General features: G+C 66.1%; 9 protein-coding genes and 1 pseudogene. 2 read left to right on the top strand and 8 right to left on the bottom strand.

All coding sequences use genetic code 11. The annotated features are described in order from the left end of the window. Positions 1-56: 56 nt before the first annotated feature. Positions 57-1,169, bottom strand: a complete 1,113-nt coding sequence (gene pstS, locus AADZ78_RS06090; RefSeq protein WP_085251082.1) for a phosphate ABC transporter substrate-binding protein PstS — start codon at positions 1,167-1,169, stop codon at positions 57-59. A 151-nt stretch (positions 1,170-1,320) separates the two neighbouring features. On the opposite strand from pstS, the gene AADZ78_RS06085 reads away from it, so the two are divergent. Beyond that, positions 1,321-1,635, top strand: coding sequence for a DUF732 domain-containing protein (locus AADZ78_RS06085; RefSeq protein WP_085251034.1), 315 nt, complete (start codon positions 1,321-1,323; stop codon positions 1,633-1,635). Between the two features lie 23 nt (positions 1,636-1,658). On the opposite strand, the gene AADZ78_RS06080 is transcribed toward AADZ78_RS06085, so the two are convergent. From AADZ78_RS06080 to AADZ78_RS06065, 4 genes and pseudogenes are all read right to left on the bottom strand, one after another. Beyond that, positions 1,659-4,577 (bottom strand): arylsulfatase, encoded by a 2,919-nt coding sequence (locus AADZ78_RS06080; protein ID WP_085251035.1) that lies wholly within the window; start codon positions 4,575-4,577, stop codon positions 1,659-1,661. A 10-nt stretch (positions 4,578-4,587) separates the two neighbouring features. Next, a complete protein-coding gene (locus AADZ78_RS06075; protein WP_085251036.1) occupies positions 4,588-5,445 on the bottom strand; it encodes a pseudouridine synthase in 858 nt (285 codons plus the stop codon). Continuing rightward, positions 5,442-7,199 carry a glycerol-3-phosphate dehydrogenase/oxidase gene (locus tag AADZ78_RS06070; protein WP_085251037.1) on the bottom strand — a complete coding sequence of 586 codons (1,758 nt, stop codon included), beginning with the start codon at positions 7,197-7,199 and terminating at the stop codon, positions 5,442-5,444. Before AADZ78_RS06070 ends, AADZ78_RS06075 begins: the two co-directional genes overlap by 4 nt. Before the next feature lie 18 nt (positions 7,200-7,217). Next, a pseudogene (locus AADZ78_RS06065) lies at positions 7,218-8,710 on the bottom strand (NAD(P)H-quinone dehydrogenase); the annotation flags it as partial. A 42-nt stretch (positions 8,711-8,752) separates the two neighbouring features. On the opposite strand from AADZ78_RS06065, the gene AADZ78_RS06060 reads away from it, so the two are divergent. Further along, complete coding sequence (locus AADZ78_RS06060; protein ID WP_085251039.1) at positions 8,753-9,232, top strand: gamma-glutamylcyclotransferase; 480 nt, start codon at positions 8,753-8,755, stop codon at positions 9,230-9,232. A 66-nt stretch (positions 9,233-9,298) separates the two neighbouring features. Here the strand turns inward: AADZ78_RS06060 and AADZ78_RS06055 are convergent, their stop codons facing one another. From AADZ78_RS06055 to AADZ78_RS06045, 3 genes are all read right to left on the bottom strand, one after another. Continuing rightward, positions 9,299-10,180, bottom strand: coding sequence for a hypothetical protein (locus AADZ78_RS06055; RefSeq protein ID WP_085251040.1), 882 nt, complete (start codon positions 10,178-10,180; stop codon positions 9,299-9,301). Positions 10,181-10,290: 110 nt separating this feature from the next. After that, positions 10,291-11,460: a M20 family metallopeptidase gene (locus AADZ78_RS06050; protein WP_085251041.1), complete on the bottom strand. Its 1,170-nt coding sequence runs from the start codon at positions 11,458-11,460 to the stop codon at positions 10,291-10,293. A 208-nt stretch (positions 11,461-11,668) separates the two neighbouring features. Beyond that, on the bottom strand, positions 11,669-12,853 hold the full coding sequence (locus AADZ78_RS06045) for a M20 family metallopeptidase (protein ID WP_085251043.1): 1,185 nt from the start codon (positions 12,851-12,853) through the stop codon (positions 11,669-11,671). Between the last annotated feature and the right edge of the window lie 12 nt (positions 12,854-12,865).

Genomic DNA, 12,865 nt, shown 5'->3' with positions numbered 1-12,865 from the left:
TTTTCTGGAACATTGGGTTGACTACGGCGGTAAAAGCCCTGGAACATTGCGCGTCGCTACGAAATGGCGTTGACCGCGGTCGACAACCGCGACTTGAACCGGTCCGGAACGGGGACATACCCGTTGTCAGCCAGACCATTTTGGCCCGCGCCGATCGTGCTTTGCAGGAATGCCTTTACGGCCGTACCGACCTGCGCATCGGGATACTTCGAGCACACGATTTCATACGTCGCTAGCACGATCGGATAGGAGCCGGGCTCGTTCGGCCGGTAGAACGAGATCGTGTCGAGCGCTAGGTCGTTACCCTCCCTGGTGAACCAAGCGGCCGAAATCGTCCTTCCCACCGACTCCGTGCTGATCGCAACGGGCTCCGGACCCGCCGACGTGATGACCTTAGCCGTGTTCAACTGTTTCGTCTGCGCGAATGACCATTCGACGTAGGTGATCGACCCTTCGGTGTCTTTAACGGCCACCGCGGCGCCACCGTTTCCCCTGGCACCCTCACCGACGCCACCCTTGAATTGCTTTCCTGCACCCTTGCCCCACGCGCCGCCCGAAGCGGTATCGAGATATCGCTGGAAGTTATCCGTGGTCCCGGATTCGTCGCTGCGGAACACGACACGAATGGGCTCGGCGGGCAAGGTAGTAGTCGAGTTCAATGCTTGGATCGCAGGATCGTTCCAGGCGGTAATGCCGCCGTTGAAGATCTTGGCGGCAGTCGGACCGTCGAGGTTCAACGAAGTCAGACCGTTGACGTTGTAAGCGATGGCGATCGGGCCGAACACCATAGGCAAGTTCCACGCCGGCGAGCCGCACCGCTGCCCAGCGCCGTTGTACTCGTCTTTGCTCAGCGGCGAGTCCGAGCCAGCGAAATCGGTTTCACTGCTTATAAATTCGCTGACCCCGGCGCCGGAACCGTTGGCCGTGTAGTTCAAAGATTGCCCAGGGCAGGCTTGTTCGAAAGCCTTGGCAAATCGGGTCATTGCGTTTTCCTGCGCGGTGGAACCACTGGCCTTCAGCGTCGTCTTGCCGCCGCAGGCCACCGTCACCGACGACGTGGGAGTCGGTGCGCGTCCTCCGCTGGCGTTGTTGTCACTGCCACATGCCGACAGCATCACCGCACCAGCGGTCAGAATACTCAGCGCAGCGCCAAATCGATTGGGTTTCAATTCAATTCCTTGGAATGACGCCGTCTTGATCGCAGTCATGAGGCATAGTAGCAAGGGCATTGACGAGTTCAGCCATTGTTTCCGACGGGTTCACCTCCCGTTATAGCCCAGCGGCTTGGCTTGCCGTCAGCGCAGAAGGGAGGTTCCATCCGTGCGATCACTCTTGACCGGCCTTGCCCTGGTGGTCGCGCTGCTTGGCCTCGTGGGCATAGCGATCCCAACCGCACACGCCGACGGCGTCGATGACGCATTCCTGAAGGCCGTGAACTCCAAGGGAATCAATTTCGGGTCACCGAAAGCCGCGATAGTTGCCGGCCACGAAGTGTGCGACGAACTCGATCAAGGTCGGCAGAAAGCCGACGTGGCGACCGACATGACGAATGGCGGCAACCTGGACGGCTATCACGCCGGGTTCTTTGTCGGCCTCAGCATCGCCGCGTACTGCCCCAGGCACCACCACACATAGTCGTTGGCCGTTTGACCTGCCGGCTAACCCGCCGCGCCCTGTCCCACCGCCTGCACCGATGCATGCTCGTGCAGCGCCCGCTCCGCGTCCAGAGGCAGGGGCTTGAGGTCGAAAACGACCTCCTTGACCGTTCCGGTGAACACATACGGCGCCTTGTCCTCATAATCGCGATCGACGACCAGGCCGTTGTCGCGGCCGACATCCAACCCGGCATAGGACGTAAACGCCAGGCTCACCGTTTGCGGCAGCTCACCCTCGCCAATCAACCGATCGTCGGCCCACAGTGTCACCCGGCCGCCGGAACCGACGACCGGCTGCTCGGACTCGAAGAGCATCCGCACGGTGATATCGCCAGTGGGGATCGGCTCGGTGGATACCTGCCGATAGGTCTCGATGCCGAGGAACGAATAGGTGTGATGTAGCAGGCGCCCCTCGTCCACCCACAGGGCAAACCCACCCATGAAGTCGGCGTTGGCGACGATGACGCCTTCGGCGCCGTCGTCGGGCACCTGCAGCCGCGCCTCGATCGCATAGGAGCGGCCGAAGATACGTGGGATCATGCCCCGCTGAATGTTCTGCACACCTCCGGGGAAGCTGAACCGTGCGGTGGTGGGAAGTGGCGGCAGGTCGCCGAACATCACCGCGAGCCCACCGAACAATGGCAGCACCCGGTTTTTCTCGGCTTCCTGCCACCACAGCTCTTTGAGCTCTGCGACCTTGTCCGGATGTTCGGCTGCCAGGTTCTTGGCCTGTGAGAAGTCGTCGGGAAGGTAATACAGCTCCCACACGTCGTCGTCGGGGTCGTAATTCCCGGGCGCGAACCGCTGCATCGTCTCCGGAGACAAGTCCCACGGCGCCTTGTCCAGGCGAGCACACGCCCACCAGCCGTCCTTGTACATGGCGCGGCTGCCGAAATTTTCGAAGTACTGCACCGTGTGGCGGTCTTCGGCCGCCGCTGCCACGCTCGGGTCGAAGGTGTGCACGAAACTGGTGCCGTCCATCGGTTCCTGCTCGAAGCCGTCCACACTGGTCGGCTCTGGTAAACCGATGGCCTCCAACACCGTTGGGGCGATGTCGATGCAGTGGGTGAACTGGCTCCGGACTCCAAGCACGCCGTCCGGCCGGATCCGTGCCGGCCAGGCGACCACCATCGGATCACGGGTGCCGCCCAGGTGGCTGGCCATCTGCTTGCCCCATTGGAACGGGGTGTTATTGGCATGTGCCCACGCGCTCGCGAAATGCGGCGCGGTGAACTCGTTGCCGAGCGCTTCGATCCCCCCGTACTGTTCGATGAGCGCAAGCTGCTTGTCGGCGTCGAGATCCAGGCCGTTGAGGAACGTCATCTCGTTGAACGAACCGGTGTTGGTGCCCTCCATGCTGGCGCCGTTGTCGCCCCAGATGTAGAAGACCAGCGTGTTGTCCGACTCGCCAAGTTCCTCGATCGCGTCGAGCAGGCGGCCGACGTTCCAGTCGGCGTTTTCGGAGAATCCCGCGAACACCTCCATCTGCCGCGCAAAGAGCTTCTTCTGGGTCTCCGACAGGCTGTCCCACGCCGGGAACAGGTCGGGCCGCTCGGTCAGTTCGGCGTCCGGCGGAATGATCCCCAGCTGCTTCTGCCGTTCAAAAGTCTTGCGCCGGTAGACATCCCAGCCCTCGTCGAACTGTCCCTGGTACTTGTCGGCCCATTCCTTGAACACGTGGTGCGGCGCATGGGTGGCGCCGGTCGAGTAGTACATCATCCACGGCTTCGTGGCGTTCTGGGCACGCACGGTGTGCAGCCACTCGATGGCCTTGTCGGTGAGGTCGTCGGGGAAGAAATAGGGCTTGCCGTCTCGTCCTTCGGGTATGCCAAGCACGGAGTTGTCCTGGCTGATGATCGGGTCGTACTGACCGGCGGCGCCCGACGGGAACCCCCAGTAGTGGTCGAAGCCCCAGCCCAGCGGCCAGTTGTCGAACGGCCCGGCTGCCCCCTGAACGTTGTCCGGTGTCAGGTGCCACTTGCCGAAAGCGCCTGTCACATAACCGTTGTCGCGCAGGATGCGCGGCAGTGCGGCACAACTGCGCGGCTTGACCGTCGAATAGCCCGGGTAAGGCCCGGGGAACTCGCACACCGATCCAAAACCCACCCGGTGATGGTTGCGTCCGGTCAGCAACGCCGCACGGGTCGGTGAGCACACGGCGGTGACGTGGAAGCGGTTGTACGCCAGCCCATTCTGCGCCACGCGAGACAGCGTCGGGGTCCGGATGCCGCCACCGAAGGTATCCGGGCCACCGAACCCGGCGTCGTCGATCAGCACGATCAGCACATTGGGTGCACCGTCGGGCGCGTTGGCGCCGGGGACAATCGTCCAGTCCCCCACCGAGTCCGCCGTGGTGCGACCGATCGTGCCGCCGAAGTTGCGCTGCGGTATCGGCAGCTTGGTGCGGTCCGGGTTGAACTTATCCATCGCCTCCCGCAGCGCGCCGCCGAAGCTGCGCAGCGTCGAATGGCTCATTTCGGCAACCGATTTCATCGGTGAGCCGGCCAAGGTCTGCTCCACCGCCAGGCGGCCCGAGGCCGGTGTGACCGCGATGATCACCGCACTGCCCGCCGCCATCGCTTCGCCGATCTTGTCAGCCACCCCGCCTTTGACCCGCTTGTTGACGACACTGCCGGCCAACGCTCCGGTCGCGGCGCCGAATGCGGCCGTGGCCAACGACACCGGTGAAAACAAACCCAGCGCCAGACCCGCGCCAGCGCCCCACACCGCGCCCTTGCGGGCGAGCCGATTCCCGCTGTCGAGCACCACCCGCTCGCCCTTTGCGTCCTTGCCGACCAGCATCGCATCCTGCAGCGGAACGGTCTTGGCGGTGGCCCCACCGGTGAGGTTTTCGAAGTCGTGACGAGCCGCCTCGAGGTCCTGATAGCCGGCGACAATGACTAGCGCGTTTTCCTCACCCATGAGCTGACTCCTAGATTTCTCGGCGACTGACGAATTCCCGGGGCGAACCGGTCACAGGATCCTTGAACTCGATGCGCTGCGCCAGCAGTCGCAGCGGCGTGCTGAAGTCGTTGTCGGCTATGTCAAGCACCTTCGGGTACAACGGGTCTCCGACGATCGGCAGGCCCAGCGATGCCATGTGAACCCTTAACTGGTGGGTGCGTCCGGTGCGCGGCGTCAGCCGATACAGACCGTCTGGTGATAACAGCTCCACGAACGTCTCCGCGTTAGGCGCGCCGGGCTCACAGACAGCCTGCAGATTGCCCCGCCGCTTGACGATGCGGTCTCGAACCACGCGCGGCAGCTCCAGGGCCGGGTCAACGGCCGCCCGGGCCAGGTAGGTCTTGCGTACCGCGCCCCGCGCGAACAGCGTCTGGTACCGCCCGCGCACCTCGCGCCGAGTGGTGAACAGCAGCACGCCGGCGGTCAGCCGGTCCAGCCGGTGGGCCGGGCTCAGCTCGGGCAAATCCAGTTCCCGGCGCAGCCGCACCAGCGCGGTCTGCGCGACGTGACGGCCCCTGGGCATGGTGGCCAGGAAGTGCGGCTTGTCGACGACCACGATGTCCGCGTCCCGATGGAGCACCGGAATGTCAAAGGGCACCGGCACTTCGGCGGGCAGCTCACGGTAGAGATACACGTGCGAGCCGCTGGCCAGCACGGTGGTTTCATCAACCACGCGGCCGCGGGCGTCGACGACTTCTCCGGCAAGGACTTTCGCGCGGGCTGCCGCGCCGAATCGCGCGTTCAGCTCGTCCAGCACTCCTCCGCCACGCAGCCGCACCCGCGCGGGCCCCAATCCGTCGCGAACCGGCAGCGGCGCGGGTCTCAACTCAGGGGTACCGGCTCGAGAATTTCGGCGCGCGCCTCGGGCGCGCTGGCCCGCAACTCATCCGCCGACACGTCGTCGGGCTGCGCCTGTGACAGTATCTCCGCCTCCACCCGCGCCTTGTAGTTCGCGACTTCCCGGTCGGTGTCCGCGGCGCTCCACCCCAGCACCGGCGCGACCAGCTCGGCGACCTCCCGGGCGCAGTCGACACCGCGGTGCGGATACTCGATCGAGATGCGCATTCGTCGGGCCAGGATGTCCTCGAGATGCAGCGCACCCTCGGCCGTGACGGCGTAGAGGGCTTCCACCTTCAGGTAGCCCGGCGCCTCCTTGATCGGGCCCAGCAGGCTGGGGTCTTTGGCCGCCAATGCCAGGACCTCGTCGATCAGCGAGCCGTAGCGGTCCAGCAGGTGGCGTACCCGGTAGGGGTGCAGACCTCGCGTAGCGCCAACGTTCTCGGTTTGGTTGATCAGGGCGAAGTAGCCGTCCGCGCCCACCAGCGGCACCTTTTGGGTGATCGACGTCGCGACCCTGGCCGGGATGAACTCAGCCGCGGCGTCCACGGCATCGGCCGCCATCACCCGATAAGTGGTGTACTTGCCACCCGCGATGGCGACCAGGCCGGCCGCCGGCACCGCCACGGCGTGTTCCCGGGACAACTTGGAAGTGTCATCGCTTTCCCCGGCCAGCAGCGGCCGCAGGCCCGCGTAGACGCCGTCGATATCCGCGTGGGTGAGCGGGGTGGCCAGCACGGTGTTGACCGTCTGCAGGATGTAGTCGATATCGGCCTTGGTGGCCGCGGGGTGCGCCAGGTCGAGGTTCCAGTCGGTGTCGGTGGTCCCGATGATCCAGTGACTGCCCCAGGGGATGACGAACATCACCGACTTCTCGGTGCGCAGGATGATTGCGACGTCGCTGACGATGCGGTCCCGCGGCACCACGACGTGCACGCCCTTGGACGCGCGCACCTGGAACCGGCCGCGCTGCTTGGACAATGCCTGAATCTCGTCGGTCCACACCCCGGTCGCGTTGATTACCACGTGGCCGCGGACCTCGGTGACCGAGCCATCCTCGGAATCGCGGACCCGCACGCCGATCACCCGGTCGCCTTCGCGCAGCAATGCGACCACCTGGGTGGAGCACCGGACGACCGCGCCGTAGTGCGCAGCGGTGCGGGCGACCGTCATGGTGTGGCGGGCGTCGTCGACGACGGTGTCGTAGTAGCGAATACCACCGATCAGCGAACTGCGTTTGAGGCCGGGGCTTAACCGCAACGCACCGGCGCGAGTCATATGCTTTTGCGCCGGAACCGATTTCGCGCCGCCGAGGGTGTCGTAGAGGAAAATGCCCGCGGCCATGTAGGGGCGTTCCCACCAGCGCTTGGTCAGCGGAAACAGGAACGGCAACGGCTTGACCAGATGCGGCGCCAGCGTGGTCAGCGACAGCTCGCGCTCGTAGAGCGCCTCACGCACCAGCCCGAATTCCAGTTGCTCGAGATAGCGCAGGCCGCCGTGGAACATCTTCGACGACCTGCTCGACGTGCCGGAGGCCAAGTCGCGCGCCTCGACCAGCGCCACTTTGAGTCCGCGGGTGGCGGCATCCAGCGCGCAGCCGGAACCCACCACACCGCCGCCGATCACCACCACGTCGAACTGCTCGGTGCCGAGTCGCTCCCAGGCCAACGCGCGCTGCTCAGGGCCCAGCGACGCGGCGGGCCAGACCTGGTCGCTCTCCGGTCCGGGGATCGGGTTGCTCACGACTAAGGACTCCTGTCGGTTACCGGTGGGTAGGCGTTGCTTAGCCAAGGCTAGTTGCTTATGCCGCCGTGAGTTGGCCTTCAGTCCAGATCGTCGTGTGCCATGAGGCGGCGAGCGGCCTCAGTGATCGAACCGGATAACGACGGGTAAACGGCGAGTGTCTGGGCCAGCTCGTTGACGGTTATGCGGTTTTGCACGGCGACCGCGATCGGCAGGATCAGCTCGGATGCGATCGGCGCCACCACCACGCCGCCGATCACCACGCCCGTGGACTTCCGGCAGAAGATCTTGACGAACCCTTGCCGCACCCCGGACATCTTGGCCCGCGCGTTGGTGTGCAGCGGCAGCATGATGGTCCGGGCGCTGAACGTCCCGTCGTCGATCGCCGATTGCGGGATGCCGACGGCGGCGATCTCGGGGCGGGTGAACACCGTCGCGGCCACCGTGCGCAACCGGATCGGGCTGACCCCCTCGCCCAGCGCGTGATACATCGCGATCCGGCCCTGCATCGCGGCAACCGACGCCAACAGCAGTAGACCGGTGCAGTCGCCGGCGGCATAGATGCCCGGCACCGAGGTGCGCGACACCCGGTCCACGGTCAGGTAGTCGCCGGGGCCGAGCTCGATGCCGACGCGTTCCAGGCCAAGGCCGCTGGTGTTGGGGACCGACCCGATGGTCATCAGGGCGTGACTGCCCTCCACGGTGCGGCCGTCGGTCATGGTCACCAGCACCCCGGCTTCGGTACGGGTGACCGACGCGGCGCGCGCGTTCTTGAACAGCCGCACGCCGCGTTCGGCGAACGACTCTTCCAAGACCAGCGCGGCGTCGGCGTCCTCGTACGGCAGCACCCGGTCCCGGCTGGCGGCAACCGACACCTGCACGCCCAACTCGGTGTAGGCGTGCACGAACTCGGCACCGGTGACCCCCGAGCCGACCACCACCAGGTGCTCGGGCAGCGCGTCGAGGTCGTAGAGCTGCCGCCAGGTCAGGATGCGCTCGCCGTCGGGCCGGGCCGACGGCAGGATGCGGGGGCTGGCGCCGGTGGCGATCAGCACCACGTCGGCGTCGTGCTCGCTGGTGATGGGGCCGTCGGGCCCCCCATCGGAATGGGTCGCCTTGATGCGGTGCCGCGCCAGCCCGGGGGTGGGATCGACCAGCTCACCCCGACCGGCGATCACCTCCACTCCCATGCTCTTCAGCGAAGCGGTGATATCGGCCGACTGTGCCGCGGCCAGGGACTTGACCCTGGCATGGATTTGCGGCAACGAGATTTTGGCGTCCTCGATGTCGATGTCAAAGCCCAATTGCGGCGCTTTGCGCAGTTCGGTGCGCAGGCCGGTGGAGGCGATGAAGGTCTTGGACGGCACGCAGTCGTCGAGCACGGCCGCCCCGCCGATGCCATCGGAGTCGATGACGGTGACACGGGTTGATTCGGGGTGAGAGGTTGCCGCTACCAATGCGGCCTCGTAACCGGCCGGTCCCCCGCCGAGGATCACTATGCGTGTCACCACAGGCCTAACCTAGCGCGCCGGTGCGTTGTTTAAGCTTTCCCCGTGCCGCTCTACGCAGCCTATGGGTCGAACATGCATCCCGAGCAGATGCTCAAGCGGGCGCCCCACTCGCCGATGGCCGGAACCGGGTGGCTGCACGGGTGGCGGCTGACGTTCGGCGGCGAAGACATCGGCTGGGAAGGGGCTCTGGCCACCGTCGTCGAGGATCCCGATTCCAAGGTGTTCGTCGTGCTCTACGACATGACGCCGTCGGACGAGCGCAACCTTGATCAGTGGGAGGGCTCCGAGTTCGGCGTCCACAAGAAGATCCGCTGTCGCGTGGAGCGTTTATCCAGTGACACCACAACCGATCCCGTGCTGGCCTGGCTGTACGTACTGGATGCCTGGGAGGGTGGGCTGCCGTCAGCGCGCTATCTGGGTGTCATGGCCGATGCCGCCGAAATCGCCGGCGCCCCAGCCGATTACGTTCACGACCTGCGCACCCGTCCGGCCCGCAATATCGGCCCGGGGACCACGGCTTAGCCTCTCTCTCGCGAGCGTGCGTGTCTGTACAGCGACACGCCGTCGCGGCTGGCACTTTACGCACTCTCACGCGGCGCGTCGTAGCGATGTCTCGAGTCGGCGGATAAGTTCGACGGGTCGGTACCTGACGTCCTCGGCGATGATGGGATGTACCAGCCAGCCCAGCTCTTGGAGCGCAGACGTACGCCGGCGGTCCCGGAGAAATGCGTCCGGCCCGCTGTGCCAGTCCACGCCGTCGTACTCGGCCGCGACGCGGTGTTCGGGCCAGGCGAAGTCGAGCCGCCAGATCCGCCCGTGCAGGTCGACGATCTGGTACTGCAGCAGCGGCGGGGGCAACCCGCCGTCATGCATGACCAACCGGGCCTCGCTCTCCATCGGCGACTCGGCCAGTGGGGAGGCTAGAGGCAGCAACTCGCGCACGATGACGATGCCGCGCCGGCCGGACTGCCGTTTGACGGCCTGCTCGAGTTCGACACGGCCACACGTGCCACTGCGCAGGGCGGCGTCCAGCGTCGCCAGCGCCCTCGGCCGCCGCAGGCTGCGGGCCACCTCGATCGCGGTCCATGCGGGCGTAGTGATCGGCCGGCCCGAAAGCTCGGTCAACGGCGCGCCCTCGCGACGATGCACCACTAGCCCGCGGGTCGGTCGCAATTGCTGCCCGGCGGGATTGAGCACGTGCAGGTACTTATCCCCTTCGGTGTCGAATCCGTGTACGGCCGCTGCCGTGCCCAGGCACACCGCGACCCTCGTCCCGGTCGCCAAATCCAGGCCACGCAGACGTAGTGCGTCGGTGATTTCGCCCCGACCGTAGATGCCATGCCAAACCTTTTGCAGCACACCGCATTTCAGCTGTGACTCCAGGCCGCGTCGGGTGAGGAATGTCAAGGCCTGGGCGGAAGTAACGACCCCGCCCTGCGAGTCCAATAGCTGACCCAGCTCTGGCTGCACGCACGCTATCGTCCGGGCGAGCCTCCCATCCCCACAATTCACCCCCGCCGAAGGTGCGCAGAATGCCACCGCGGGGCGGCGTGTCCTTGCACAGACACGCACGCTCGCGGTCAGAAGGCGGCGGCCTGCTCGATGATGTTCACCAGCACTCGCAGCCCGATCCCCAGGGCCCGCTCGTCAAGGTCGAACGTTGGCTGATGTAGGTCCAACTGGGGTCCCTCGCCCGACCAAACCCCCAGGCGCGCCATCGCGCCGGGCACTTCCTCGAGGTACCAGGAGAAGTCCTCACCGCCGCCGGATTGCCGGGTGTCGGCGAGCACGTCGGGTCCGACGGCCTCGATGGCGTGGGTGAGGATGCGTGTCGACACGTCCTCGTTGACCACGGGTGGCACGCCGCGTCGGTACTGCAGGGTGTGCTCAATGGCCAACGGCGACAGCAGCGCAGCCACCGCTTCGCGGATGATGTCCTCGAGGTCGACCCAGGTCTGCCGGCTCGCGGTGCGAACGGTGCCGTACAGGACGCCGGTTTGGGGAATGGCGTTGGCGGCCACGCCGGCATTGACCGCCCCCCACACCAGCACCGTGCCGTTGCGCGGGTCGATGCGACGCGACAGCACCCCGGGCAGCCCGGTGATCAGCGTGCCGAGGCCGTAAACCAAGTCGGCGGTCAAGTGTGGACGCGACGTGTGTCCGCCAGGCGAATACAGCGTGATCTCGATGGAGTCGGCCGCCGAAGTGATGGGGCCATGTCTGACCGCGATCTTGCCGACCTCGAGCCGAGGATCGCAGTGCAGAGCGAAGATTCGTGACACCCCGATCAACGCTCCGGCGGCGATCGCGTCGATGGCGCCGCCGGGCATCAGCTCTTCGGCAGCCTGGAAGATCAGTCGCACCCCGACCGGCAGCTCGGGTACCGACGCCAACGCCAGCGCGGTGCCCAACAGGATCGCGGTGTGGGCGTCATGACCACAGGCGTGCGCGACATTGGGCATCGTCGAGGCGTACGGTGCGCCGGTCCGCTCAGCCATCGGCAACGCATCCATGTCGGCGCGCAGCGCAATCTTCGGCTGATGCTCGGGGCCGAAGTCGCAGGTCAGTCCGGTTCCCCCGGGTAGCACCTTGGGGTTGAGCCCCGCATCGGCCAACCGCTCGGCAACGAACTGCGTGGTGGCATACTCCTGGCGGCCCAACTCTGGATAGCGGTGGATGTGCCGGCGCCATTCGATCAGCTGGTCGTAGTGCGCGGCGAGCCACGATTCGGCGGTGTCCACGAGGCTCATATGCACCGCTCCTCCTCATCGCTACGCTCTGCATCGTCGCCGGCGCGGCTCATATGCACCGCTCCTCCTCATCGCTACGCTCTGCATCGTCGCCGGCGCGGCTCATATGCACCGCTCCTCCTCATCGCTACGCTCTGCATCGTCGCCGGCGCGGCTCATATGCACCGCTCCTCCTCATCGCTACGCTCTGCATCGTCGCCGGCGCGGCTCATGAGGCCACCCGTTTATCGCGAGCCGCCAGTACCCGGTCACGCTCGTCGCGAGTCTGGGCGAGATGAACGATGGTGCGCGCCAACATGATCGCGCCGTCCACTACCGCGCGATCGGCGCTGGGACCGACGGCCGCCGCGGCGAAGGCGCGCTGGTGGACCGTGGCCCCGCCGGCGTCTAGGCCGATCACCGGATGAATCCCCGGTATCACCTGCGTCACGTTACCCATGTCGGTGCTGCCCAACGGGAGCGCCGCCTCCATGGCGGGCGGCACCGGCTGGCGCCCGAGCCGGCGCATCTCCTCCCGGCATACCTCGGCCAGCCATCGGTCGGGTTTGAGCTCCGCGTATGCCGGTGCGGCGTTGTCGATTCCGTATTCACAGCCAGCGGCCAGCGCACCCGCGGCAAAGCAAGCGAACATTCTGCCCTCTAGCTCGCGCAGCGAATCCGATTCCACCGCCCGCATCGCATACTGCAACGACGCATGCCCGGGGATGACGTTGACCGCCTGCCCGCCCTCGGTGACGATGCCGTGCACCAGCTGCCCCGGCGCCAGCTGCTGTCGCAGCAATCCCACGGCCACTTGGGCAACGGTCACGGCATCGGCGGCATTGACCCCGAGGTGCGGGGCGACGGCGGCGTGCGATTCCTTACCTCGGTACTTAACGGTGACCTCAGACAACGCCAACGATCGGGTCCCGGCAATGTCGGTCGGCCCGGGATGCACCATCACCGCAACCGCGACATCATCGAATGTCCCGGCCTGCAGCATCAGCGCCTTACCGCCGCCGGACTCCTCGGCCGGCGTGCCCAGCAACGCCACCGTCAGGCCCAAGTCATCGGCTACCTCGGCCAATGCCAGCGCGGTGCCCACCGCCGATGCGGCAATGATGTTATGACCGCAGGCGTGGCCAATACCGGGAAGCGCGTCATATTCTGCGCAGATCCCGACTACCAGCGGTCCACTGCCGTAGTCGGCGCGAAACGCCGTGTCCAAACCGGCGACCGCCGCGGCCATCTCGAAACCGCGTTCGGCAACCAGCGCCTGGGTCTTGGCGCAGCTGCGGTGTTCGGCGAACGCCAACTCCGGTTCGGCGTGGATCGCGTGGGACAGCTCGACCAGTTCGCTGCCACGGCGTCGCACCACTTCCTCGACGTTATCCAGTGCGCTGGCAGCAAGCATGCTCGCAGTATC

This window comes from Mycobacterium riyadhense, from assembly GCF_963853645.1.
Taxonomy (GTDB): Bacteria; Actinomycetota; Actinomycetes; order Mycobacteriales; family Mycobacteriaceae; genus Mycobacterium; species Mycobacterium riyadhense.
This window is presented reverse-complemented; position numbering and strand designations above follow the sequence as displayed.

Bases quoted from the DNA above. Each gene is read 5' to 3' on its own strand.
- AADZ78_RS06050 (WP_085251041.1), bottom strand. From the start codon at position 11,460: ATGAGCCTCGTGGACACCGCCGAATCGTGGCTCGCCGCGCACTACGAC.
- AADZ78_RS06080 (WP_085251035.1), bottom strand. From the start codon at position 4,577: ATGGGTGAGGAAAACGCGCTAGTCATTGTCGCCGGCTATCAGGACCTC.
- AADZ78_RS06045 (WP_085251043.1), bottom strand. From the start codon at position 12,853: ATGCTTGCTGCCAGCGCACTGGATAACGTCGAGGAAGTGGTGCGACGC.